This is a genomic window from Paenarthrobacter sp. TYUT067, assembly GCF_023656375.1.
Classification (GTDB): Bacteria; Actinomycetota; Actinomycetes; order Actinomycetales; family Micrococcaceae; genus Arthrobacter.
On sequence record NZ_JAMOIT010000004.1, the window covers coordinates 242,009 to 265,924 of the forward strand.

Genomic DNA, 23,916 nt, shown 5'->3' on the forward strand with positions numbered 1-23,916 from the left:
CATCCCCCGGGCTAAAACCGAACCCTCTCTCACATCCCCAGACAAAAAAGCCGCCCCGGCGAAACCGGGGCGGCTTTTTCGTAGCTGTTTAGCGTGAGCGCTGGCGGAGGCGCTGCATGTCCAGGATCACCACGGCGCGGGCTTCCAGGCGGAGCCATCCGCGCTGGACGAACTCGGCCAGTGCCTTGTTCACGGTTTCGCGGGAAGCGCCCACCAGTTGGGCCAGTTCTTCCTGGGTGAGCTCGTGGGCAACCAGAACGCCGTCGGTGGCAGGACGCCCGAAGCGGTCCGCCAGGTCCAGGAGGGCCTTGGCAACACGGCCCGGGACGTCAGAGAAGACGAGGTCGGAGAGGGAGTCGTTGGTACGGCGAAGGCGGCGGGCCAGAGCCTGCAGCAGCTGCGCGGAAACCTCGGGACGCGTGCGGAGCAGAGCGTTGAGGCTCTCATTCTTGAGGCCGGCCAGTCGGGTTTCCGAAACGGCGGTGGCCGTGGCGGTACGCGGGCTGGGATCGAACAACGCCATTTCGCCGAAGAGCTCACCCGGGCCGAGGATGGCCAGAAGCGACTCGCGGCCGTCGGGGGACGTGCGGCCGAGCTTTACCTTGCCGGAAACGATGAAGTAGAGCTGGTCACCCTGATCACCTTCGCGGAACACCGACGCTCCACGTGAAAGGTCCACCTCGGTGAGTTCGTCCGTCAGCAAGCGGAATGCGTCGTCGTCAAGGGTGGCGAAGAGGGGTGCGCGGCGCAATACCTCGATGTCCATGAAATCTCCTGAATATAAGTTTCGGTCGTGGCGCTCAGGCCATTGTTTCAGAATTTTTAAGCTTCTGTGACGTACTTGGCACGTGAAACGCTGAAATGGCGCGGTTTTCGGGGCATACGACCCACTCTGAAGCCTCTCACAGGGGTATAAAAGCCTCCTTACCGTGACCGGACTAACGGTTTGCTGTCAGGGTGGACATCTAGAATTGGCGCTACCCGGCTATGAGGAGCATTGGTGTTTGGCTTGACGATATTGGATTTGGCATTGATTTTGATGCTCCTGTCCTACCTGATCTATGGCCTCCGCAATGGCTTCATGGTCACACTTGGTGGAATCGCAGGATTCGTCATTGGTGCCATTGCCGCGTTCATGGCAGTTCCGCTCGTCAGCGGCTGGGTGACCGACAGCGGCTGGAGGTTGACCGCCACGGTGGGCGCCGCCGTCGTGCTTATTGCTTTAGGGCATGGGCTGGGCACCATGATCGGGCGAAAAGTCCGCCACGCTGTGCGGATCAAGCCGTTGCATGCCGTGGACCGGTTGATCGGCGGCGTGGTGAGCGTTGTGGTGGCCGCGTTGGTGATGTCCATGCTGGCCTTCAGCATCAGTTCACTGGGTGTGCCGTTCGTTTCGCAGCAGTTGGCCGAGTCCCGCGTCATTCGCTACATCGACAACCTGACGCCTACGCCCGTCAAGAGCACCATGGCTCAGCTGCGGTCCACGGTGATCGGTGACGGAATACCTAAGCTCATCGAGGGCATCGGGCCTGTCACACCGGTGCCCGTTCCCAACGAGTCAACCGACACACCTGCCCTGAACCAGGCTGCGGATTCCGTCCTCAAGATCGCCGGCACCGCATTCGAGTGCGGGCAGAACCAGACCGGATCCGGATTTGTTGTCTCGCCCGGGCGCGTCGTCACCAACGCGCACGTTGTGGCGGGCGTGTCGCAGCCTGTTGTGGAAGTCCCCGACGGCGGCGCGTTGCCGGGTCGGGTGGTTTACTTCGACTCCCAGCGGGACATCGCAGTGCTGGCCGTGGACGGACTGCAGTCCAGCCCGCTGACCTTGAGCGCCGACCTCGCTGCAGGAAGCCCGGCCGCTTTTGCGGGGTACCCGCACGGAGGTCCCTTCCAATCCAAGCCGGCCACTGTCCAAGGTATCTCCACCATTCTGGTTCCGGATATATACGGCAACAATCCTTCGCCCGCGCAGGTTTACAGGCTGGCAGGCGACGTTCAGCCGGGTAACTCCGGCGGTCCGCTGCTGACCACACAGGGACAGGTGGCCGGCCTGATCTTCGCCAAGACCACCACCGACGCCGCTCTCGGCTTCGCGCTCACCATGGCGGACCTGGAACCCGTGGCTGCGCAGGCTCCCGGTCTGAGCAGCCCTGTCTCGGCCGGCCAGTGCACCCGTAAATAGCCAACGCTCTCTCACATCACGCGGGTGTTTGGACGTCGCTCTCTCACATCATGCGGGTGTTTGGACGTCGCTCTCTCACCTGGTGACTGTTTTCAGGGCACCCTCGCTCACCCTGTGGGCACAATTCCCGCGCACTCCCGCACCGCTATAGATTGGGAGTCATGACTGAAGCCTCTCCTGCCACCGAAACCGGTCGCGGCACCATCCTTGTGATCAACGGCCCCAACCTGAACCTTCTGGGCACCCGCGAACCGGAGAAGTACGGAACGTCCACCTTGGCTGACGTGGAGCAATTGGCCATGAAAGCTGCGGCCGCCCATGGATTCACTGTTGACTGCGTTCAGTCCAACCACGAGGGCGACCTCCTGGACGCCATCCACGCAGCGCGAGGCACCGCCGTCGGAATTGTGATCAACGCCGGCGCCTACACGCATACTTCCGTGGCCCTTCGCGACGCCTTGGCGGCTGTGCAGCTGCCCGCCGTCGAGGTGCACATCACCAACGTGCACCAGCGTGAAGAGTTCCGCCACCATTCGTACCTGTCCGGCGTGTGCAACGCGATCATCGTGGGTGCGGGGGTTCTGGGCTACAAACTGGCCATCGATTACTTGGCTGACTCGATATAACGACTTTGCCGGTGAGAGAGCGTCCGGCTCAAACCCGAGGGACGTGAGAGAGCGACCGGCTCAAACCCGAGGGATGTGAGAGAGCGTCCGTCTCAAACCCGAGGGATGTGAGAGAGCATCGGAAGGCCTAGCGTTCGCGCTGGGGCTCCCCTGCCACGGTGCGGGCTGCTTCGACCTCGAGCATGAGGATGCCACCCTCATCCACCAGTTTCGCCTGGTACACGTGCGCTTTGCGCTTGTAGCTCAGGTAGGCGATACAGCCGTTGGCGTTGGCCATTTTTTCGAGCATGATTTCCGAGCCCGGCACCAGGAGCTGGCCGAGCTTGAGGCCCACAGTATTCTCCTGGCCTATCTCATCACCAAGTGCTGAGGCGTCCCGCAGTGCAATGGCTTGGGAGGCACACACCCAGCGGCCCCACACACCCTTGCTGCCCAGGATGCTGGGCTGCTGGTTCACCGGGACAGTGGCGGCAAAGTACCGGGTGTTGAAACGCGCGTGCGCAAAGTCCGGGCTGAGCCAGTTCACCAAGGGTTTCAGGAGGTCGGTGCGGAGGGACAGCCCGCGCTTGGTAAGCATCTCCGTGAAGGACTTCTCCTGGGCGGCCACGGCTTCGCGGGCGCGCATCCAGTCAATGGTGGAGTTCGATTCGACCGTGGAAGAAGCGTCAGGGCCTGCGAGCAGGACACCCGTTTCTTCGAAGAGTTCGCGGATGGCGCCCACCACGTGACGGCGGGCGAGTCCGACGTCGTCCGTTCCCATCTGCTCAGCCCAATGCTGAGGTGACGGGCCCAACCAGCCGACGGGGTCGTCGTCGGACGGGTCCAAAGAACCGCCCGGGAACGCGACAACGCCCAACGGCGAGGAACCCGGCCTGTATCCAAGCCAGGTTTCCAAGCCGGTGGGCGAATCGCGCAACAGCACAACGGAGGAGGCGTAGCGGGCGGCCCTGGGGGTCCGTTCGCCAAGCTCAAGCCAGTTTTGTGCTGCCCCTTCGAGTTCCGGGGGCAGTACAAACAGACGGCGGGCAAGCTGTGGCACGTGGGTGAACCGGTTCCTTAGCTGAATTCAGCGATGAGCTCGACTTCAACGGGAGAGTCGAGCGGCAGGACAGAAACGCCGACGGCGGAGCGTGCGTGCTTGCCGGCGTCACCGAATACCTGTCCCAGGAGTTCGGACGCACCGTTGATCACGCCGGGCTGTCCGGTGAAGGTGGACTCGGAGGCTACGAAGCCCACAACTTTGACGATGCGGGTGACGCGGTCCAGATCGCCGATGACGCTCTTGACTGCAGCGAGGGCGTTGATGGCACAGAGAGCGGCGTAACGTTTGGCGTCTTCCGGGTCAACAGTGGGTTCGTCGGACGTGCCCAACTCGCCGAGGGACACCTTGCCCGTAGCTTCGAGTTTGCCGTTAATAAAGGGCAGCTGGCCGGACGTGTAGACGTAGTTACCGGAAACGATTGCGGGGACGTAATCAGCCACCGGCGCGGCTACCTCAGGCAGGGTCAACCCGAGCTCGGCCAGACGCTGCTCAACAGCAGACGTGGGGGCGCCGGATTCCGCGGCAGACGTGGTTTCTGCGGGGGTTGTCATGATTACTGCTTCTCCCTCTTCAGGTATGCTACGAGACCTTTGCCATCGGGTCCACCGACGACCTGGACGAGCTCCCAGCCGTCCTCGCCCCACTGGTCCAGGATCTGCTTTGTAGCGTGAATAATGAGCGGAATCGTGGCGTACTCCCATTTGGTCATGACAGAAAGCCTAGCCCTTGCCGGTAAAGTGGAAAACATGGTGACTCGCAAGAACCCACTATTCGACACTGCCACCACCCTCGGAAAGATTCTAGGCTTCCTTGGTGTGAGCGCGATTTGTGGCGTCCTGGTCGCGGGCCTTTTGGTCCCCGCCGCCGCCGTTTCGGGCAGTGCCGCAAGTGGTTCAATTCAGTTCTTTGACACTCTGCCGGCGGAACTTCAGGTGGATCCGCCCAGCCAGAACACCACCATCCTGGCGAAGGACGGTACGCCGATCGCCTCGATCTACGCGGAGAACCGGACCAAGGTTCCCTTGGATTCGATGAGCCCGTTCATTAAGGACGCTGTCATCGCGATCGAGGACAGCCGTTTCTATGAGCACGGCGGCATCGACACCACCGGCATCATGCGAGCCATCGTCAGCACCGCCCGTGGCAACAAGCAGGGCGCGTCCACCATCACGCAGCAATACGTGAACAACGTCATCAACGAGTCCCTGGTGGCGTCCGACCGCGAAGAAGACGTCAAACTCAACGGTGGCGGCAAGGGCGTGGGCGACAAGCTCCGCGAAATGAAGCTCGCCATCGCCCTGGAGAAGAAGTTCTCCAAAGAGCAGATCCTCGAGGGCTACCTCAACATCGTCTTCTTCAACCGTGACGCTTACGGAATTGAAGCTGCCTCAAAGTTCTTCTTCAGCACCACTGCCAAGGACCTCACTCTTCCGCAGGCGGCCCTCCTGGCCGGGCTTGTGAACAGCCCCTCTGCGTTCGATCCGATTGCCAACCCGGACAACGCCAAGGTGCGCCGTGATCTTGTGCTGGCAGCCATGGTCAATCAGGGCAAGATCACCCAGGCACAGTACGACGAAGCTGTTGCCACCCCGGTCACCACGCAGGTCACCCCGGCGCGCCAGGGCTGCGCCTACGCCACCATGGCGCCGTACTTCTGTGACTACGTGCTGCACCTGCTGTTCAACAATCCTGCCTACGGCGATACCCAGGAAGAACGCATCAAGCGTGTCCAGCGTGGCGGCCTCACCATCCAGACCACCCTCGACCCGACAGCACAGAACGTAGCTCAGCAGCAGGTTGACGCGACGGCGGGCGCAAACCCGGACAAGTGGGGCGCCTCGATCGTCTCCGTCCAGCCCGGCACCGGCCAGATCGTCAGCATGGCGCAAAACACTGTGTGGCTGCCTCAAGAGGGCAAGTTCGATCAGACGCAGAACTTCAACGTGGACGTCCTCGACGCCGACGGAAATGACCTCAATGGCATTGGCGGGTTTCAGCCCGGTTCAACCATGAAGCCCTTCACGTTTGCCCAGTGGCTGAACGAGGGCAAGTCGATGAACCAGAACGTCAACGCGGCCCAACGTAAATACGGCGTCAACTTCCCTTGGAAGAACACCTGTCCTACACCGACGGACGGCTTCTATGACGCCAACGTGCCGGGAAGCTTTGACCTGCAAAACTCGGACTTGGGCTACTACCGGAACATGACTGTCCTCTATGGCCTCATGAACTCCATCAACACCGCGACTTTTGCTTCAGCTGCTCAGGTTGACCTCTGTGGCATTCAGGGAATTGTGGACGCCACCGGCATCCACGGCGGTCTTCCCACGCGTGACAATACGGGCAAGGTCACGGATCCCAACCCCCAGGTTCCCATGACACGGTTGTCAAACCTCATTGGCGCAACGCAAACGGCTCCGCTCACCATGGCTGCAGCCTTTGCAACATTCGCAGCCGACGGCAAGTACTGCGAGCCGATTGCCATCACCTCGGTGAAGGACCAGTCCGGAGCTCAGCTTCCTGCCCAGTCTTCCAGCTGTAAAGATGCCGTAAAGCCTGAAGTGGCCCGCGGCGTTGCTTACGCCATGGGCAAGGTGCTGGATGAAGGTTCCGGCTCTTTGATCCGTCCGGCCCTGAACTCCAAGAACTTCCCGGTGGCTGCAAAGACGGGTACCAACGACACCAACGGCTCCACCTGGGTAGTGGGCTACACCTCAGGTTTGGCAACGGCCTCCTGGTTCGGCGATCCTTTGGCTGATCAGTCGCGCTACGGACGCAACCTGACCATCAACGGCAAGTTTTACCCCTCAATCGACGGTTACATGATCGCCGGTCCGCAGTTCACCAACTACATGTTGGCTGTGGCACCTGCGTACGGAACCAACCCGTTCCAGCAGCCGCCATCGAACCTGCTCGGTACGGCTCCCGCGCCGCAGCGGAACAACTCCCCGTCCAACACGCCGTCAACAGCGCCCAACCCCGCCCCGCCCTCCGGTAACGGCAACAACGGGAACGGTAACAACGGCAACGGCAACGGCAACAAGAACTGACCATGACCTTCAGTGATTCATTGGCAAACCGCGTCCGCACCGTCGGGCGCGGTTTCGCCGTCACTGCTGCCGTCGGCGCAGCAGCAGGTGCAGCGGCCGCCGCTTACGGCTGGTGGGAGAAGGACCAGTTCGAGGTCCGCCACGAAACCCTGCCCATCCTTCCGGAGGGATCCGGGCCGCTCCGGGTCCTGCACCTGAGCGATATTCACTTCGTCCCAGGCCAGGAAAAGAAGACGCAGTGGCTGCAATCGCTGGCAGACCTCAAGCCTGACCTTGTGGTCAACACGGGTGACAACCTTAGCCACGCCAAAGCCATCGACCCCCTGATCCAGGCACTTCGACCACTGCTGGAGTTCCCCGGCGTATTCGTACCGGGCTCCAACGACTACTACGGCCCGCGAATCAAGAACCCGGCGGGTTACTTCCGCGGTCCTTCGCGGATGCGAACCGACCCCATCGCCCTTGACTGGCCCAAGCTCCGCTCGGCGTTCGGAATGGGCGGCTGGATCGACCTCACCAACCGCGCCCAGTCAGTGGTGCTGAACGGTTTGCGATTCGATTTCTCGGGAGTTGATGATCCGCACCTGGGCCGTGAACGCTATGCCGGCTGGCCCCGCGGAACGGTCAACCAAGACGCCCGCCCCCACCTGAAGGTGGCCGTCATTCACGCTCCGTACCAGCGTGTGCTGGATCACTTCACCGAGGCCGGAGCAGACCTGATCCTTGCCGGCCACACACACGGCGGCCAGATCTGCATCCCCGGCTACGGGGCGCTGGTGGCCAACTGCGACCTTCCTACGTGGCGCGCCAAAGGCCTCCACGATTGGGAAAGCGATAGCTTCACGACGCCGGTAAACGTCTCCGGCGGTATCGGCACGTCTCGCTTCGCACCGGTCCGCATCGCCTGCCGCCCGGAAGCCGTGCTGCTGACGCTCACGCCGCGCAATTAGGTACCCCGTAGCCAAGGCAGGGGATCATTACGATCCTCAATAACTGGGTCAAACATTTCACCAACGTTGCGTTGTCCTGTGAAACGAATCACGCCATGGCATAGGGTAGTTGCTACGGGAAACTACCTCCGCACCATCTGAAGATCCAGCTGTTGAGAAGCGGGCATGTCCAAGCAAACGTCTTTCTTTACCTCCGTCGGCCGCCTGTACCCTCATGTGCGGCCTATCCTCCCCCGACTCTTCATGGGGCTCATCTGCGCCCTGCTGGCGAGCATCGTCGCGCTGACCATCCCGCAAGTGCTGCGGGTCCTGGTCAACAACTCCCTGCAGCCCGGCGGTTCCACGGACGCCGTCTGGATTGCCGCCGTCGTGATTCTTGCCTTGGGCATTGCTGAAGCCGGGCTGGTGGCCTTGCGCCGGCAGTTCGTCATCAACCCCGCCACCACGGTGGAAACCCGGATGCGCGTGACCCTTTACGGCCACCTGCAACAGCTCACCGTGGCGTTCCACGACCGCTGGGGTTCCGGTCAGTTGCTCTCGCGCGCCATGACGGACCTGAGCTTCCTGCGCCGCTGGATGGCGTTCGGCGCCATCATGTTGGTAGTCACCACGCTGACGGTGATCATCGGCGTGGGTGTGATGTTCTCCATGAGCTGGCAGCTGGCGCTGATCTTCCTTGCAGCGGCCGTGCCGATCATGATCAACTCGTTCCGCTTCCGCCGCCGCTTCAGTTTGGTCACCCGCCTCAGCCAGGACCAGGCCGGCGACCTCGCCACCACCGTGGAGGAATCCGTCCACGGCATCCGCGTCCTGAAAGCTTTTGGGCGGAGCCGTGAAGCCCTGGAGAACTTCAACGGCCAGGCTGAGGAACTTCGTCAGACCGAGATCGCCAAGGCGAAGCAGCAAGCCGGGTTCACGCTGGTGGTCACCTTGCTGCCGGAGCTGGCGCTGGGCGTCGGTCTGGTGGTGGGCATCATGCTTGTGGCTAACGGACAACTGAGCATCGGCGCGCTGGTGGCGTTCTTTGCCACAGCCGCGGTGGTGGCCACTCCCGTCGAGTTCTCGGGCATGCTGCTGGCCATGGCGCTGACCGCCAAGACCGCGTTGGACCGCCACTTCGAGGTGATGGACACGGAAAACACCATCACCTCCCCGGACCACGCCACGGTTCCGGAAACCGTGAAGGGCGCCTTGCGCTTTGAGCACGCAGGTTTCGGGTTCGACGACGGCGGTACCCTCCTGCACGACGTCACCCTGGACATCCGCCCCGGCGAGACCATGGCCCTGGTGGGCATTACGGGTAGCGGCAAGAGCGCCCTGCTCCAGCTGGTCCCCCGGCTGTATGACGTGACCTCGGGTGCGGTGACGATCGACGGCGTGGACGTCCGCGACTTTGACATGGATGAGCTCCGGAGAATCGTGGCAGTCGCCTTCGAGGACACCACGCTGTTCTCCAGTTCCGTGCGGGACAACGTGCTCCTCGGAGCCCCTGATCCCAGCGATGCAGCCCTGGATGAGGCCCTGGATGTGGCTCAAGCGCACTTTGCCTACTCACTTCCGGACGGCGTGGACACCTTGATCGGCGAGGAAGGGCTGAGTCTTTCAGGTGGCCAGAGGCAGCGGATTGCCCTGGCCCGCGCCATCGCCGCGAAGCCCAAAGTCCTGGTCCTGGATGACCCCCTGTCCGCCCTCGACGTGAACACGGAAGAACGCGTGGAAGCCCGTCTACGGGAGGTCCTCCGCGAGACCACCACACTGATCGTTGCGCACCGCCCCTCCACCGTGGCCTTGGCGGACCGGGTGGCCTTGCTCGAAAACGGAACCATCACCGCCGTCGGAACCCATACGGAACTGTTGGCCGGGAACGGTCACTACCGCTACGTCATCGCCAGCCTGGACGCCGGCCCGAAGGACCTGGACACCGAACTGGACGAGCTCGAAGAAGCCGAGGAGGCCCGCCGATGAGCGCCGCAACTTTTGGCACGGCCAACGAGGACAACACACACCTCACCAAAGCGGACAGCAAAGCCGTACGACGCCGGTCGCTCACTTTGCTTGCCTCGCTCATCCGTCCCGTACGGTTGCGTTTCTGGCTGACGATTGCCATGGTGGTGGTCTCGCAGCTCACCCGGGTTGCCGGGCCCGCGCTGATCGCCTTCGGCATCGACAACGCCCTTCCCGCACTGCAGGCCGGCGACAACGGGCCTTTGGTGCTGGCCGGTGCCCTGTACCTGGCGGCTGCAATCGCCACGGCTGGAATGACCGCACTGTACGTGACCTCCACTGCCCGGCTTAGCCAGGCCATGCTGCTGGATCTGCGCGTTCGGGTTTTCCGGCATACCCAGCGGTTGAGCCTGGAGTTCCACGAGACCTACACCTCCGGCCGCATCATCGCCCGGCAAACCTCGGACCTTGAGGCGTTGCGCGAACTGTTGGATTCCGGTGTGAGTTCCCTGGCGTCCGGCATGCTGTTCATGGTGTTCACCGCTTTCACCATCTTTGCGCTCGATTGGCGCAGCGGATTGATTGTCCTGGCAGCCGGCGTGCCCATGTTCTTCCTTGCCCGCTGGTACCAGAAGCATTCGCAGATCGCGTTCCGTGAATCCCGCGTGGTGTCCGCGCGCCTGATCGTGCACTTTGTGGAGACCATGACCGGTATCCGTGCGGTGAAGGCGTTCCGCAAAGAGCGCGAGAATGCATCCCGTTACGGCGAGTTGGCTGAGGACTACCGCAAGAACACCGTCCGCTCCATCAACCTGAACGGCATTTTCCAGCCGGGCTTGGTGCTGATCGGCAATGTTTGTGTGGCCGTGGTCCTGCTGTTTGGCGGCTTCCGCGTGCTGAGTGGGGACTTGGCTGTCGGCGTCCTGCTGGCACTGATCCTCTCCACTAAACGTTTCTTCCAGCCGGTGGACCAGATGGCCATGTTCTACAACTCGTTCCAGAGCGCCCAGGCAGCGCTGGAAAAGGTGTCCGGACTTCTTGAGGAAATACCTACCGTCCGCCCGCCGAAGAACCCTGTGCCGTTGAAGAGCTCACGCGGCGAAATCGACTTCAAGGGCGTGGAGTTCGGCTACAGCGATGGCAGGGTGGTTGTTCCCACACTGAACCTGCACATCCCTGCCGGGCAGACTGTTGCGCTGGTTGGCCAGACGGGAGCGGGCAAGTCCACGCTGGCCAAGCTCGTGGCACGCTTCTACGATGTCACCTCCGGTGCGATCACCCTTGACGGTGTTGATCTCAGGGACCTGTCCACAACGGATCTCCGCCGTGCAGTGGTGATGGTGACGCAGGAAGCCTTCCTCTTCAGTGGCTCCGTGGCGGACAACATCGCCTTGGGCAGGCCCGAGGCGTCGCGGTCCGAAATCGAGGCCGCCGCTGCAGCAGTGGGAGCCCACGAGTTCATCATGAGCCTCCCCGAAGGCTACGACACAGACGTCAACAAGCGCGGTGGCCGGGTTTCTTCGGGTCAACGACAGCTCATCGGCTTCGCCCGCGCCTTCCTGGCCGCACCGGCTGTGCTGATCCTGGACGAGGCAACGTCATCCCTGGACATCCCTTCTGAGCGCATGGTCCAGCAGGGATTGTCCAAACTGTTGGAGGGAGTGGCCGGCGGAAGGGGAGCTCGGACGGCGATCATCATTGCCCACCGCCTTTCCACAGTGGAGACGGCGGACAGGGTCTTGGTGGTCCACGACGGACGCATTGTGGAGGATGGAACCCCTGCTGAACTGATTAGCGGTGGCGGACGGTTTGCCCAGTTGCATGGGGCGTGGCGGGACTCGCTGGTGTAGCTTTCGCAGCGTCGCAGCTGTGACGAGGCACACCGGCTCCTCGATTTCGCATCACGGGACGTTTCGGCTATTCTTGAACAGTTGCTTTCGCAGCGGATCGGGATGTAGCGCAGCTTGGTAGCGCGCTTCGTTCGGGACGAAGAGGTCGCAGGTTCAAATCCTGTCATCCCGACCAAACACGAAAATGGCGTCGAGAAATCGGCGCCATTTTTGTTTTAAGTCTGTCAACTCACCGCACCTATCCACATGTACTATCGTGCCGATTGGCGTCCCCGCCGCGCCTCACTATGATTTCAGTGGCCACCGAAGGCAGGGCACAAAGAAAACCCCGGAGCATCGCTCGTCACGCTCCGGGGTTTCTTTTACTACAATTGTTTTACATAGGGTCGGGCCAGTTGCCGATGGACATCGTAGAGATGGTCGTCTCGGACTTGTCCTTCTTGGGCGCCGTGGTGGTGGACCGCATAGGGTCCGGCCAGTTCCCAATGGCGCTTACTGTGCTGGAATCTGCCGCGGGAGCAGCAGAGACTACACCGGGAGCCGCAACTGCCAGCGTCAGTGCGCCCGCCACGGCCACTGAAGCAATGATTTTCTTGAACATGATGTTGTACCCCAATGCGAGTCGGATTCGTTACGGAAATTGCACGGTCCCTGTTGACATACATTGTAAAATGTTTTCCACAGAGACTGTCAAGGTTTTGGTCAAAAGACACCTGTAGGAGGGACCCGTGGGAAACGGATTCGGCGAGAAGCTACGTGCCGAACGGCTCGAACGTGGGTTGACGCAGGCAGAGCTAGGCAAGAACCTGTATTCACCGAGCTATATTTCGCTGCTGGAGACCGGTCGCCGCGAGCCTACGGCCGAGGTCATCGAGGAACTCGCCCGTCGGCTGGAACTGGCGCCCAAAGCACTTGAAGCGTGGAGCCAACCAGTCTCCGTCAGTGATGCCGAGTACGTCCTCGCCGGCTTGTATGCCCGGCAGGCCTGGGACCTCCGCGACTATCAACTCGCCGCCAGCCACGCAGCAACCGCAGCGCAGATCGCTCTTGAGGCCAAGAACAACAGCGCCTGGTGGAACATGACGTACATGCAGGCCGAGTGTGTGATGAAGCAAGGGCAGCTCAAGGAATGCCAACAGATTGTTGAGCACCTCTTGGAACACCCCATGGCCACGGAGTCCGCCGGCCTTGGAGTTCGCGCCTGGCAGATGCTTGCCGCGGTGTGTCACGGACAAGGCCAGTTGGCCACCGCCGTCGAGCATGCCAAGCAAGCCGTCAAGCTCAGCGAGCAGCTGCCCAAGGGTTCCACGCTCATTATTGGTGCGCACCGCGCGCTGATCGGTGCTCTTGCCGAGAGCGGCAAACTGGACGAGGCCTGGGAATACTGTCTGGCGATGATTGAGCACATGGACGAGCACTCCATGTCGCAGCTGGCAGGCGAAGTGGCCTGGGTGGTGGGCAACGTCGCCTTCATGCGCCACGACTACGTTGAGGGCATCAAGCACCACGAGCGAGCAGCCAAGCTCCTCTCCCCCGCCAACGACATTGAGCTGTGGGCCCGCTTCAACAAGGCTTCAGCAGCCGTTCGGCTCTCCTCCGGGATTGTGGAACCGGAAACGTTGTCCGCCATTGAACGAGCGGAACTCGCGCTGTCCATTGTGGGCGGAAACAAGACAGACCAGTTGGAGGTCGCGTTCATCCGCGCCCGCTGGCTGTACTTGACCGGGGACATCCCTGCAGCCGTGGAGAAGCTTCGCGAAATCTACGCAGACCGCAAGGTGTTGGCCCGGCACACCGCCGGCGAAGTGTCGCTGCTGCTGGGTAAGTCCTTGAAAGCAGCAGGGGAAGCCGCTGAGGCGCTCCAATTCCTGGAAGAGGCTCAGCACGACTTCAGCGCGGCGGGAGCGTCGGACCGGGTCCAGCAGGCCATGGACGCGGTCTTGGAGATCCGCTTGGCCGAGCGCCGCGCCGCGAAGGAACACTCGCAGGCCTGACTAACCCAAGTAAGTCGGGTGCGGTCAGGCGAAGGTGCGGCCCGTGAGCTTCTCGTAAGCCTCCACGTAGCGGGCGCGGGTGCGCTCAACTACCTCGGCGGGAAGAGCCGGAGGCGGGGTGTCAGAGGACTTGTCCCAGCCGGACTCTGCTGAGGTCAGCCAGTCACGGACGTACTGCTTGTCATACGAAGGCTGCGACTGTCCCGGCGCGTACGTGGACGCATCCCAGAACCGTGAAGAGTCCGGGGTGAGGACCTCGTCACCCAGGGTAATCACGCCAGTGGCAGCGTCAATGCCGAACTCCACCTTGGTGTCAGCCAGGATAATGCCACGTTCGCGGGCGATCTCCTCGGCGCGGGTGTAGATCTTCAGCGTGAGCTCACTGAGGCGGGCAGCGATGTCGTCGCCCACCATGGCCACAACGTCGTCATAGGTGATGTTGACGTCGTGCTCGCCCACTTCGGCCTTGGCAGAGGGCGTGAAGAGTGCCTTCTCCAAGCGCGAGCCATCAACCAGGCCCTCCGGCAGCGGGATATCGCACACCGTGCGGGATTCCTTGTACTCAGCCAGGCCGGAACCGGTGAGGTAACCGCGTGCGATGCATTCCACCGGGAACATGTCCAGCTTCTTGCAGATCATGGCCCGGCCCTCGACGGCGGCAGGAACGCCACCTTCCACCGTGGACGCCAGCACGTGGTGCTCAACGTCCAACTGATCGAACCACCACAGGCTCAGCTGCGTCAGGACGCGGCCCTTGTCCGGGATCTCGCTGCTCAACACGTGGTCGTAAGCACTGATGCGGTCACTGGCCACAACCAAGACGCATTCCTGGCCGATCTTTTCCGTGATGGCTTCGTCGGCCGGGACGTAGAGATCACGGACCTTGCCGGAGTAGACGTGCGTCCAGCCCGGAAGTTCCAGTGTTTCGGTTTCGAAGCCGCCGGTGGGGATGCCCTCAGTCATGCTCAAGCCTGCACTTTCGGGATGGTTCCGGTTGCGGTGTAAGGCACGCGGATTTCGCCGCGAGCGGCCTTGCCTCCGATGTCCGTACGGAACTGTGAGCCTTCAAGCTGAACCAGCTCAACGCCGTCGTACGCCTTTTCGCGTGCTTCCACCAGATCGGAACCGAGCGCGACCACGGCGAGGACGCGGCCACCAGCGGAGACCACCTTGCCTTCGTCGTCCAGCTTGGTGCCGGCGTGGACCACGTGGACACCGTCCAGCTCGTCAACCTTCTTCAGGCCGCGGATGCGATCACCGGTGCGGGGTGCGTCCGGGTAGTTTTCGGCGGCGACGACGACGGCGACTGCCGTGTCCTTGGACCAGCGCAGCTCTTCTGCGGTGTCCAGTTCGCCCTTGGCAGCTGCCAGCAGCAGCGCACCGAGCGGGGTCTTGAGGCGTGCCAGGACGGCCTGGGTCTCGGGGTCGCCGAAGCGGACGTTGAACTCGATGACGCGCGTGCCGCGGGACGTCAGGGCGAGGCCGCAGTAGAGCACGCCAACAAAGGGGGTGCCGCGGCGGGCCATCTCATCCACGGTGGGCTGGGCCACGCGGTCGATGACTTCCTGGACCAAGCCCTCGGGAGCCCACTCGAGTGGTGTGTACGCGCCCATGCCGCCGGTGTTGGGGCCTTCGTCGTTGTCAAAGATGCGCTTGAAATCCTGCGCCGGGGACAACGGGACGGTAGTGCGGCCGTCGCAGAGGACGAACAGGGAGACCTCGGGGCCGTCAAGGAATTCCTCGATCACCACGGTTCCACCGGCGTCGAAGCAGGCCTGGGCGTGGGCCAGGGCTTCGGCTCGGTCCTTGGTGACCACCACGCCCTTGCCGGCGGCCAAGCCGTCGTCCTTAACAACATGCGGTGCACCGAAAGTATCCAAGGCGTCGGCGGCTTCCTCAACGTTGGTGGCAACGCGGGCCATAGCCGTGGGAACGTTCGCTTCAGCCATGATCTGCTTGGCGAAGGCCTTGGACGCTTCCAGCTGTGCTGCTTCCTTGCTGGGACCGAAGACGGGAATGCCGGCCTCGCGGACGGCGTCGGACACACCGGCGGCCAGTGGCGCCTCGGGTCCTACAACAACCAGGTCAACGCCCAGCTTGGTGGCGAGGGCAGACACGGCTTCCGGGTTGTTCCCGTCAATCGCATGGGTGGGAACGAGTTTGCTGATGCCCGCGTTGCCCGGGGCCGCGTGGACCTCGGAAACGTTGGGATCTTCAAGCAGAGAGCGGACAATGGCGTGTTCGCGGCCGCCTGGGCCAATGACGAGTACCTTCACAGTCCTCAAGGGTACTTTGTGAAGGGCGAGCAGCCTAAGCTGTGTCATTCACCGGACCCTGCACGCCTCTAGACTTGGCTGTATGCCCATAAGTTCGCATGAAACGTTCAACGTTGAGTCCGCGGTGGAACTGGCAGTGATCGAACGAAGTGGCTTTATTGAGTCCCGGCACATCGGCGCGGCCGTGGTCCTTGCCGGCGACGGCTCGGTGGTCACCCGTCTTGGCGACATCGAGGCTCCCATCATGGCCCGCTCCACCCTCAAACCGTTCCAGGCCCTGGCCTCCATGCAGTCCGGCGTGCCCCTCCGTGGCGCACAGGTTGCTGTTGCCTGCGGCAGCCACACCGGGTCCCTGGACCATATGGACATTGTTGAGGGGATGCTCAAAGCAGCGGGCGTAAAGGAAGATAACCTCCAATGCCCCACCGCCTGGCCCCAGGATGAGACTGCTAGAAACTGGCTGGTCCGCTCCGAACGCGGCCAATCCAGGCTGGCTTTCAACTGCTCCGGCAAGCACGCAGCCTTCCTATGGGCGTGCACCGAAAACGGCTGGGACCTGCGCAGCTACCTTGAACCCAATCACCCCCTTCAACAGCGTGTTCGCTCCGTGATTGAGGAATACAGCGGCGAAACCATCTCCCACCTGGGCATCGACGGCTGTGGCGCACCCGTTGCCGCCATTTCGCTGACCGGCCTCGCCCGGGCTTACTCCCGCCTGGCCAAGTCCCCCGGTGATAAATCGTCCAATGCGCGTGCCGCCACCATTGCCACCTCCATGCTGGATTACCCCTGGGCCGTCCAAGGCAAAGGCGAGTCCAACACTATCGTCATGGAAGAACTCGAGGTCCTGGCCAAAATCGGGGCTGAGGGCGTCCTTGTCCTCGCAACCCCCACCGGCGCCACCGTAGCTGTGAAGATGCTGGACGGGAACCTGCGGGCCACGTCCCTGGTGGGGCTGACTCTTCTTGCAGTAAGCGGCGCCGTTGACATCCCGGCGGTTTCCAATGTCCTGGAACGGGTGGTTGAGCCAGTGCTTGGGGGCGGTCACGAGGTTGGCAAGATCCGCCTGGGCCACGCCGTCTCCGCCCTGCTGGACTAGTACTTCTGAGGAGAAAAACCATGGCTGTCGCACGACGCCGCGTCGATGTTTCCGAGGGCCGCGCTGCGCTGGCAGCCTGGCAGGCCGCCGTCGAGCCTTCAGATGGTGAGCCGGGCAGCCTTGCCGGGCCACCGCCGTCGCGCTCTTTAATTGCGACGGCGGTGCGCTACTCCCTGGAGGAAGTCACCGCCCGCGCACCCGGCAACTCCGTGGAAGTCAGGGTGCCGCCGTTCGGAGTTACGCAATGTGTGGAGGGGCCCCGCCACACGCGCGGCACTCCCCCGAACGTGATCGAGTGCGACGCCGCCACCTGGCTGTCGCTGGTGACGGGACGGATTGCGTGGGCTGACGCGGTTTCGGAGCACAGGCTGAGTGCATCCGGCTTGCGTGCCGATCTTTCGGAGCTGCTCCCCCTCTAAGAGTTTTTGTACAGCTAATGCCCCTAAGACGGCGTCTTAAGGGCATTAGCTGTACAAAAACTATCCGGTCAGTCCGGGCAGACCGGGGTGGATGGTTGCCCGCGCTTGCTCATTTCGAATTGCGGGATGTCGTCCGCCGAGGGACCGCCGCGGAACTTCGGCGAAGGTTCCTGGCCCTCGCTGATGCGCTGGAGTTCCTGCTCTTCGAAGACTTCTTCCTTGCCGAGCATGACGGCCGAGTCATGATTGGTGATCTCACCGTTGAAGGCGCGGACCATGACGCTGCGGTCGAACTGGCCCTCCCACTTGGCGACGACGAACGTTGCCACGCAGTTGCCCAGCAGGTTCACCACCACACGCATGGAGTCCATGAGGCGGTCGGCTCCAAGGAGGAGTGCGACGCCGGCCACCGGGAAGATGCCCAGCGCTGCTGCCGTGGCGGAGAGTGCCAGGAAGGACGAACCCGGCACGCCTGCCATGCCCTTGGAAGTCAGGAGCAGGACGCCCAGGGCCGCCAACTGCTGGCCTAGATCGAGGTTGTGCCCGAAGGCCTGGGCCAGGAACAGCAGCGAAATCGACAGGTAGATCGCGGCACCGTCCAGGTTGAAGGAGTAACCCGTGGGAACTACCAAACCGGTGGTTGCACGGGAGCAGCCGGCGTTGGTCAGCTTGGTCATGATGCGCGGCATGACAGCTTCCGTGGAGGCTGTTCCGAGTGCCAGCAGGAATTCTTCGCGGGTGTACTTGAGGAATGACCACAGCGGAACCCTGGCGAAGCTCCAGGCCACCAGGAACAGCAATGCGATGAAGACAATCGCTGCGCCGTAGCAGGCGGCTATCAGGAGGGCATAGGTACTGAGTGTGCCCAGACCGTACTGGCCGATGATGAATGCCATGGCACCGAAGGCACCGATGGGAGCCACTTTCATGATCCAGGACATGATCTTGAAGATCAGTTCCAGAACGGTCTCCATGAGGCTGATGACCGGCATGCAACGTTCGCGGCCGATGACCACGATGGCTGCGCCGAAGAAGACGGAGAAGAACAGCACCTGAAGCAGGCTGTTGTTGGCAAAAGCACCGATCACGCTGACGGGAATGACATCCAGGATGAACGCTGCGGCGTCCTTGGGAGGCGCATTGCCGGTCTTGGCGTTGAGCGCGTCCTGGGAGAGCGTAGCGGGGTCGATATTAAGGCCAGCACCGGGCTGAACGATGTTTCCGACGATGAGCCCGAAGACGAGGGCGAAAAGAGTGGCGCCGGTGAAGTACAGGAGCGCTTTGACCCCGACCCTTCCGACCGCCTTGACGTCGCCCACTGCCGAGATGCCTGTGACGATCACGAGGAAAATCAGCGGGGCGATGATCATCTTGATGAGTTGAATGAATCCATCACCCAGTGGCCGGAGGGCGGACCCAATGGTCGGCCAGAAATGACCGATGAGTACACCTGCGACGACGGCGATCAGGATTTGAAAAAAGAGCGACTTGTACAGCCGCTTTTTCTTCTGCGGGGCCGAACTCGCCTTCAGCGCCGCGGAGTCTGGGATCTTCATTGATCTGAACCAATCAGTTGGGAACAGCCCCACATTTTGAGGGGGTTTTTCAAATGTAAGCCTGGTCACACGATTCCGCAAGGGGAAATTCTGTTTCCATAATGCGGAAGTCACATTTGGTTTTTTGTACAGCTACTGCCCTGATGAGTAGCTCATAAGGGCCGGATCTGTACAAAAACTCAAGACCTCCACCCCTGCTTCCGGAGGGCTTGAACCACGCGGGCCACCACCCATTTCCTCCCGTGCTTCATGTCCACCTTGTTGATCTTGACCTGGCGCCAGCCGGCCTCAGAGACGCGCTGATCCCGGTACGCATCCAGCGCTTGCTGCTCTGGAGAAAGGTGATGCAGACCCTCGTATTCGAGGCAGGTCCGATACTCCGGGCATCCGAGATCCGTCCACACCGGCCTACCAAGGGCGTCGTCAACCCTGCAGTTAGGAACGAAGGCAGGGAGTCCGGCATCTTCCAGCATCAAGCGCAGCTTTGTTTCCGGAGGAGAATCAACGCCAACACGCAGACGTTCCAATGCGATGCGTGCCTTGCGCACGCCATGGATACCGTTAGCCTTTTCAACGAAGTGTTGCAGCTTCGGCATAGACACCATGGGAACCCGCGGCGGCCCGAACGAGCGTTCGTGTTCGCTGACAATGGCATCGCCCACCACCACCAGATCTTCCATGGGCAACATCGAGGCCAGATCCACCCACGTCCGCGCAACAGACGTGAGAACTACCCCGTCCTCGTCTGTGAGGTCGCCGTCCCTCAACGTCAGGCGATGGCCGGCAACTCCCCTACGCCGAGGCAGCGATCCGTTCCTGGGCCGAGATAGATGGATGAATCGCCCCGGCTCCCGAAAATGGGGCCCGCTTTTTGGCCCCCAGGGGATAGGTTCGACGACGGCGGTCACCGGGCCGCCGTCGTCGGGCTTGAACTGCGCCCAAGCAGGCAGCGGTAGGTCGAGCACCTCCGCGGCACTGATGTGGCTCAGGAAATCACCCTGACGGAGGTCAAGATGTGGCCGGGCAACCTCCAGCAACGTCTGCACTCGCCGCGGCAGCCGGATTCCCCTGCTGGGCACTAGCAGGTCCGATGCCCGCAGTCTCTTCGGGGCAATGCCGAATTCATCAGCCTCAGCCAACGTAAAGGCGCGGTCAGAGAGTGCGGGAGGAAGAGCGGGTAAGGGACGCATGCCCCATTCAGTCATAACGGCCGAGGCGTCGGAGGGTTATCCACAGATGACTCGCTTCAGCCAGGAGTTTTTGTACAGCAGATGCCCGTAAAGGGCTATTTTGAGGGCGTTATGTGTACAAAAACTCGCTAGCCGCGGCCTACGAACGGCATGCCGGCGGCGGTCACCACCAAGGATCCAACACTGGCCGACGCCGGCATGTTGGCCATCATCAGCACGGCGCGGGAAGCGTCCTCCACAGGGAACATGGGCTCCACCTTGCGGCTGCCATCAGCCTGCAGCGCGCCGGACCCGACGCCGATGGTGTCCATGATCTCGGTGCGCGTATTTCCGATGTCGATCTGCCCGCACGTGATGCCAAATTCCCGGCCATCGAGCTCGATGCTCTTGGTCAGGCCGGTCATCGCGTGCTTGGTGACCGTATAAGCCACGGACCTGGGCCTGGGCGAGTGCGCGGAGATGGATCCATTGTTGATGATGCGGCCACCCTGCGGCTCTTGGGCCTTCATGGTCCGCACAGCCTCGGCCGCACACAGCATGGAACCAGTGACGTTCACCCGCAACGTTGCTTCCCAGTCCTCCACGCTGATCTCGCCGACGTCGCCGGCCGGGCCGAAGATGCCCGCATTGTTGAACAGCACATCAACCCGACCCCAGCGCTGGCGGACCTCCGCGAAAAGGCGTGCGACGTCGTCGGGCACTGTTACGTCGCACGGAACCGCTAGCGCCTCCGCATGACCGCCGGCGGTTTCCAACAGTTGCGCCTCACGGCGCCCGGCCAACGCAACACGGTAACCTTCGGCGAGCATGAGCCTGGCGACGGCCCGCCCAATACCCGAACCGGCCCCGGTCACGACGGCGACCCTCGGGTTTGTGGGCTGGCTGGAGTCAGTCATGTGGTTGCCTTTCAGGATGGTGCAGTCAGTGTGCAGCTTGAGCGGGTTGGGCTGCTGTGGCTTTGGCTGCAGTTATCGGCCAGCCTATGACAGTCTTCGGGCGCGGCGTGGCGTAGGTTCGCACCTTGGACGTGGACAGACCAAGGCGGACCAGGGACTCGGCGATGGTGACTGCCGCAGCCACGCCGTCCACCACGGGGACGCCCGTGCGCTGGCGGATCTGCTCATCCAGCCCTGCCATGCCACCGCAACCCAGGACGATAACCTCGGCCTTGTCCTGGTGTACCGCTCGTTCGGCCTGGCTCACGATTGCCTCAACAGCACGCTCCGGGTATTCCTCAAGTTCCAGCACGGCCATGCCGCTGGCCCTAACAGAAGCACACCGTGCGTCCAGGCCGGCGAGTTTCAGGCGGTCCTCGATCAGCGGAACGGCGCGATCCAGCGTGGTGACCACTGAGTATTTGTGTCCAAGGAACATCGCGGTGCTGGCTGCCGCCTCGGTAATATCCACCACCGGGACGTCCAGAAGTTCTTGGAGGCCTTCGCGGCCGTGCTCGCCATAGCCGGCCTGGATGACAGCGTCGAAGGGTTCGGGATAATTCACCACAGCATCCATGACGGCAATTGCGGCGAGGTAGCTTTCGAAATTGCCCTCACAGGAGTCGGCGCCAAAACGCGGAGTGATACCGATAATTTCCGTGCCGGGGGCAGCTGCTGCACGGGCCTGGGCTGCTATGGACTCCGTCATGGACTGGGTGGTGTTCACGTTTGCTACAAGGATGCGCATGGTTTTCCTCTCGACGGCAACGCCCGTCCTCTTCCGATGGAACGGAGAGGACGGGCGAGCCTTGATGTTTTCGGTGAGTCAGTGGGTGCTCGCGACGGCGATCGGCTCGCCGGATACGTCCTCGTGGACCTGCTTCTTATCCGCGACAGCGAAGTACGTCAGGGCAGCGACGCCGGCCCCGATGAACCAGGCGAACGGGGCAGCTGCTGCCAGCCCCGGGATGAAGGCGATGGCGATGGCAAGGCCGGCGGCCGGGATCATGGCAATGATGGCCTTCGGGTTCACGCCGCGCTTGTAGAAGTAGGCACCCTTGGGGTCCTCGGTGTAGAGCTCCGGGACGTTGACCTTGCCGCGGCGGACCAGCCAGTAATCGGCCATGACCACACCGAACAGCGGGCCTAGCAAGGCCCCGAGGCCACCCAGGAAGTACACGATCACAATCGGGTTGTTGTAAAGGTTCCACGGCAGGATGATCAGGCCGATGGTGCCGCTGACCCACGCCGCTTTGCGGAAGTTCAAGTGCCGCGGGAAGAGGTTGGTCAGGGCGTAGACGGGAGCGACGAAGTTGGCCATCAGGTTCACGGCGATGGTCAGGATCAGCAGTGCCAGGCAGGCAAGGACCAGCAGAAGCGTATTGGGGATGCTCTCCACAATGTCCGAAGGGCTCTCGATCACAGTGCCATTGATCTTGTACTGACCGCCGGCCATGACCACAACGATTGCGCCGAAGAGCAGCATGTTGATGGGAATGCCCCAGAAGTTGCCCTTGACGATTGACTTCTTGGAGGCGGAAGAACGCGTGAAGTCGCAGAAATTCAGGACGAACGTTCCGTAGATGGAGACCCACAGTGCGCCGCCGGCAAAGATGGTCAACCACATCTCGGTCCCCTCAAGGCCCTTGATGCCGCTCCACTGGATAGCACCGCCGGCTTCGATGAAGACCCACACGGCAATCGCGGCCATGGTGACCAGGATGATGGGTCCTGCGAAGGCCTCGTATTTACGGATCATTTCCATACCGAAGCTGACAATGATCAGCTGGACAATCCAGAGCGCCACGAAGGAGAACCAGCCCAGAGTGGAGAGGCCAAGAATGGAGTTGCTGTCCAGGTCCTTCAGACCGGGAGCCATGGCCACCAGCATCACGCGAAGGACCACCGAGGCCAGGTAGGTCTGGATGCCAAACCATGCCACGGCAACGGCGCCGCGAACCAGGCTGGCGATCTGCGCTCCACGGATACCGAAGCTGATGCGGCTCATGACCGGGAAAGGGACGCCGGTCTTCTCGCCCATGAACCCGGAAAAGTTCAGGAGCCCGAAGAGGAGAATGGCACCGATACCCAGTGCTACCAGGATCTGCCAGCCGCCCAGACCGAGGGAGAAGAGGCCGATGGCGAAGGCATAGTTACCCAGGCTGTGGACGTCGTTGGCCCAGAGGGTAAAGATGCTGTAGCTGGTCCACTTGCGGCCCTTGGCCCTAGTGGGCGCAAGGTCAATGTTGTAAAGGCTGGGGCTGATGGTACGGCCTGCGGCTTCGGAAGCAATGGCGCAGAGGTCAGTGTTTCCCACCACTGGGTGGTTGGGGCCACCTGCGTTTTTGTCTCCCGGAGTCTCAGTGACGCCGACTGATGAAGTCGTCTGCATCGTGGATCTCCACTTCGTACTGATTCCATAATGCGGAATCTAGTTATTGAATAGTGAAAGCACTTTATGACTCAGGTCACGTAACGTCAAGAGTTCCCGGTGTATGCAGGGTCACATTCGGTTGCTTGAGCACTGCTTTCCCAGTTGACTGTTTTGGTTACGCAATCCGTGTTGACGCTACCGATCAGCAGACGTAATCTCGAATTGCAGAATTTTATTCTCACAATACGAAATTCCTTGAGCGCCCCCACAGAGCAAGCGCCCAGACATTCAATGAAGAGAGGTTGGACGTGGCTGCAGGAGAAGAGACCTCACACATCCTCAGCGGGTTGACTGCCCAGCTGCCTGATCGTGATCCGGAAGAGACCGCGGAGTGGATTGAGTCCCTTGATGCGTTGATCGCGGAGC

Annotated in this window: 21 protein-coding genes and 1 tRNA gene; 10 read left to right on the forward strand and 12 right to left on the reverse strand. The window is 61.9% G+C overall.

The genetic code is table 11. From position 1 onward, the window contains the following. Positions 1-88 precede the first annotated feature (88 nt). Entirely contained in the window at positions 89-766 is a 678-nt protein-coding gene (locus MOD31_RS05400) for a Crp/Fnr family transcriptional regulator (protein WP_011775987.1), read from the reverse strand. Positions 767-1,000: 234 nt separating this feature from the next. Between MOD31_RS05400 and MOD31_RS05405 the strand changes: the two genes are divergently transcribed. Both MOD31_RS05405 and aroQ read left to right on the forward strand, forming a co-directional pair. After that, on the forward strand, positions 1,001-2,185 hold the full coding sequence (locus MOD31_RS05405) for a MarP family serine protease (protein WP_250820059.1): 1,185 nt from the start codon (positions 1,001-1,003) through the stop codon (positions 2,183-2,185). A gap of 161 nt (positions 2,186-2,346) precedes the next feature. Beyond that, on the forward strand, positions 2,347-2,811 hold the full coding sequence (gene aroQ / locus MOD31_RS05410) for a type II 3-dehydroquinate dehydratase (protein WP_166841849.1): 465 nt from the start codon (positions 2,347-2,349) through the stop codon (positions 2,809-2,811). Positions 2,812-2,938: 127 nt separating this feature from the next. Here the strand turns inward: aroQ and MOD31_RS05415 are convergent, their stop codons facing one another. From MOD31_RS05415 to MOD31_RS05425, 3 genes are read right to left on the reverse strand one after another with little or no spacing between them, the layout of a single operon-like run. After that, positions 2,939-3,850 (reverse strand): NUDIX hydrolase, encoded by a 912-nt coding sequence (locus tag MOD31_RS05415; RefSeq protein WP_250820060.1) that lies wholly within the window; start codon positions 3,848-3,850, stop codon positions 2,939-2,941. A 17-nt stretch (positions 3,851-3,867) separates the two neighbouring features. Further along, on the reverse strand, positions 3,868-4,404 hold the full coding sequence (locus MOD31_RS05420) for a RidA family protein (protein ID WP_142938025.1): 537 nt from the start codon (positions 4,402-4,404) through the stop codon (positions 3,868-3,870). A gap of 2 nt (positions 4,405-4,406) precedes the next feature. Beyond that, positions 4,407-4,562, reverse strand: coding sequence for a DUF4177 domain-containing protein (locus MOD31_RS05425; protein ID WP_011775990.1), 156 nt, complete (start codon positions 4,560-4,562; stop codon positions 4,407-4,409). On the opposite strand from MOD31_RS05425, the gene MOD31_RS05430 reads away from it, so the two are divergent. The 5 genes from MOD31_RS05430 to MOD31_RS05450 all read left to right on the forward strand — a co-directional run bounded on the left by MOD31_RS05430 (position 4,561) and on the right by MOD31_RS05450 (position 11,822). Beyond that, complete coding sequence (locus MOD31_RS05430; protein WP_166842422.1) at positions 4,561-6,903, forward strand: transglycosylase domain-containing protein; 2,343 nt, start codon at positions 4,561-4,563, stop codon at positions 6,901-6,903. The two genes, MOD31_RS05425 and MOD31_RS05430, sit on opposite strands and share 2 nt — an antisense overlap. Before the next feature lie 2 nt (positions 6,904-6,905). Next, entirely contained in the window at positions 6,906-7,853 is a 948-nt protein-coding gene (locus MOD31_RS05435) for a metallophosphoesterase (RefSeq protein ID WP_142938023.1), read from the forward strand. Positions 7,854-8,018: 165 nt separating this feature from the next. Next, positions 8,019-9,818, forward strand: a complete 1,800-nt coding sequence (locus MOD31_RS05440; protein WP_250820061.1) for an ABC transporter ATP-binding protein — start codon at positions 8,019-8,021, stop codon at positions 9,816-9,818. After that, positions 9,815-11,647 carry an ABC transporter ATP-binding protein gene (locus MOD31_RS05445; protein ID WP_250820062.1) on the forward strand — a complete coding sequence of 611 codons (1,833 nt, stop codon included), beginning with the start codon at positions 9,815-9,817 and terminating at the stop codon, positions 11,645-11,647. The genes MOD31_RS05440 and MOD31_RS05445 overlap by 4 nt, the downstream gene beginning before the upstream one ends. Positions 11,648-11,745: 98 nt before the next feature. Then, positions 11,746-11,822: transfer RNA gene (locus MOD31_RS05450), tRNA-Pro, on the forward strand. Positions 11,823-12,023: 201 nt separating this feature from the next. Here MOD31_RS05450 and MOD31_RS05455 read toward each other — a convergent pair. Beyond that, the gene (locus tag MOD31_RS05455; protein ID WP_142938020.1) at positions 12,024-12,248 is read right to left on the reverse strand and encodes a hypothetical protein; all 225 of its coding nucleotides are present in this window, start codon (positions 12,246-12,248) and stop codon (positions 12,024-12,026) included. A 127-nt stretch (positions 12,249-12,375) separates the two neighbouring features. On the opposite strand from MOD31_RS05455, the gene MOD31_RS05460 reads away from it, so the two are divergent. Further along, positions 12,376-13,641 (forward strand): helix-turn-helix transcriptional regulator, encoded by a 1,266-nt coding sequence (locus MOD31_RS05460; protein ID WP_024818003.1) that lies wholly within the window; start codon positions 12,376-12,378, stop codon positions 13,639-13,641. A 24-nt stretch (positions 13,642-13,665) separates the two neighbouring features. Here MOD31_RS05460 and MOD31_RS05465 read toward each other — a convergent pair whose 3' ends face one another. Then, entirely contained in the window at positions 13,666-14,604 is a 939-nt protein-coding gene (locus tag MOD31_RS05465; RefSeq protein ID WP_091470380.1) for a phosphoribosylaminoimidazolesuccinocarboxamide synthase, read from the reverse strand. Between the two features lie 2 nt (positions 14,605-14,606). Continuing rightward, positions 14,607-15,965 (reverse strand): phosphoribosylamine--glycine ligase, encoded by a 1,359-nt coding sequence (gene purD / locus MOD31_RS05470; protein ID WP_250820063.1) that lies wholly within the window; start codon positions 15,963-15,965, stop codon positions 14,607-14,609. Positions 15,966-15,999: 34 nt separating this feature from the next. Between purD and MOD31_RS05475 the strand changes: the two genes are divergently transcribed. Beyond that, entirely contained in the window at positions 16,000-17,016 is a 1,017-nt protein-coding gene (locus MOD31_RS05475; RefSeq protein ID WP_166842419.1) for an asparaginase, read from the forward strand. Positions 17,017-17,036: 20 nt separating this feature from the next. Next, positions 17,037-17,435 (forward strand): sterol carrier family protein, encoded by a 399-nt coding sequence (locus tag MOD31_RS05480; RefSeq protein WP_166842418.1) that lies wholly within the window; start codon positions 17,037-17,039, stop codon positions 17,433-17,435. Positions 17,436-17,503: 68 nt separating this feature from the next. On the opposite strand, the gene MOD31_RS05485 is transcribed toward MOD31_RS05480, so the two are convergent. From MOD31_RS05485 to MOD31_RS05505, 5 genes are all read right to left on the reverse strand, one after another. After that, positions 17,504-18,991: a cation:dicarboxylate symporter family transporter gene (locus MOD31_RS05485; protein WP_142938017.1), complete on the reverse strand. Its 1,488-nt coding sequence runs from the start codon at positions 18,989-18,991 to the stop codon at positions 17,504-17,506. Between the two features lie 179 nt (positions 18,992-19,170). Further along, entirely contained in the window at positions 19,171-20,181 is a 1,011-nt protein-coding gene (locus tag MOD31_RS05490) for an endonuclease domain-containing protein (protein WP_250820064.1), read from the reverse strand. A 128-nt stretch (positions 20,182-20,309) separates the two neighbouring features. Beyond that, positions 20,310-21,077 carry an SDR family oxidoreductase gene (locus MOD31_RS05495; RefSeq protein WP_142938016.1) on the reverse strand — a complete coding sequence of 256 codons (768 nt, stop codon included), beginning with the start codon at positions 21,075-21,077 and terminating at the stop codon, positions 20,310-20,312. Between the two features lie 25 nt (positions 21,078-21,102). After that, a complete protein-coding gene (locus MOD31_RS05500; RefSeq protein ID WP_142938015.1) occupies positions 21,103-21,864 on the reverse strand; it encodes an aspartate/glutamate racemase family protein in 762 nt (253 codons plus the stop codon). A 78-nt stretch (positions 21,865-21,942) separates the two neighbouring features. After that, positions 21,943-23,508: an NCS1 family nucleobase:cation symporter-1 gene (locus MOD31_RS05505; protein WP_142938014.1), complete on the reverse strand. Its 1,566-nt coding sequence runs from the start codon at positions 23,506-23,508 to the stop codon at positions 21,943-21,945. Between the last annotated feature and the right edge of the window lie 408 nt (positions 23,509-23,916).

Bases quoted from the DNA above. Each gene is read 5' to 3' on its own strand.
- purD (WP_250820063.1), bottom strand. From the start codon at position 15,965: ATGACACAGCTTAGGCTGCTCGCCCTTCACAAAGTACCCTTGAGGACT.
- MOD31_RS05440 (WP_250820061.1), top strand. From the start codon at position 8,019: ATGTCCAAGCAAACGTCTTTCTTTACCTCCGTCGGCCGCCTGTACCCT.
- aroQ (WP_166841849.1), top strand. From the start codon at position 2,347: ATGACTGAAGCCTCTCCTGCCACCGAAACCGGTCGCGGCACCATCCTT.
- MOD31_RS05400 (WP_011775987.1), bottom strand. From the start codon at position 766: ATGGACATCGAGGTATTGCGCCGCGCACCCCTCTTCGCCACCCTTGAC.
- MOD31_RS05430 (WP_166842422.1), top strand. From the start codon at position 4,561: ATGACAGAAAGCCTAGCCCTTGCCGGTAAAGTGGAAAACATGGTGACT.
- MOD31_RS05445 (WP_250820062.1), top strand. From the start codon at position 9,815: ATGAGCGCCGCAACTTTTGGCACGGCCAACGAGGACAACACACACCTC.
- MOD31_RS05480 (WP_166842418.1), top strand. From the start codon at position 17,037: ATGGCTGTCGCACGACGCCGCGTCGATGTTTCCGAGGGCCGCGCTGCG.
- MOD31_RS05485 (WP_142938017.1), bottom strand. From the start codon at position 18,991: ATGAAGATCCCAGACTCCGCGGCGCTGAAGGCGAGTTCGGCCCCGCAG.
- MOD31_RS05505 (WP_142938014.1), bottom strand. From the start codon at position 23,508: ATGCAGACGACTTCATCAGTCGGCGTCACTGAGACTCCGGGAGACAAA.
- MOD31_RS05435 (WP_142938023.1), top strand. From the start codon at position 6,906: ATGACCTTCAGTGATTCATTGGCAAACCGCGTCCGCACCGTCGGGCGC.
- MOD31_RS05495 (WP_142938016.1), bottom strand. From the start codon at position 21,077: ATGACTGACTCCAGCCAGCCCACAAACCCGAGGGTCGCCGTCGTGACC.
- MOD31_RS05500 (WP_142938015.1), bottom strand. From the start codon at position 21,864: ATGCGCATCCTTGTAGCAAACGTGAACACCACCCAGTCCATGACGGAG.
- MOD31_RS05490 (WP_250820064.1), bottom strand. From the start codon at position 20,181: ATGCGTCCCTTACCCGCTCTTCCTCCCGCACTCTCTGACCGCGCCTTT.
- MOD31_RS05475 (WP_166842419.1), top strand. From the start codon at position 16,000: ATGCCCATAAGTTCGCATGAAACGTTCAACGTTGAGTCCGCGGTGGAA.
- MOD31_RS05455 (WP_142938020.1), bottom strand. From the start codon at position 12,248: ATGTTCAAGAAAATCATTGCTTCAGTGGCCGTGGCGGGCGCACTGACG.
- MOD31_RS05425 (WP_011775990.1), bottom strand. From the start codon at position 4,562: ATGACCAAATGGGAGTACGCCACGATTCCGCTCATTATTCACGCTACA.
- MOD31_RS05465 (WP_091470380.1), bottom strand. From the start codon at position 14,604: ATGACTGAGGGCATCCCCACCGGCGGCTTCGAAACCGAAACACTGGAA.
- MOD31_RS05420 (WP_142938025.1), bottom strand. From the start codon at position 4,404: ATGACAACCCCCGCAGAAACCACGTCTGCCGCGGAATCCGGCGCCCCC.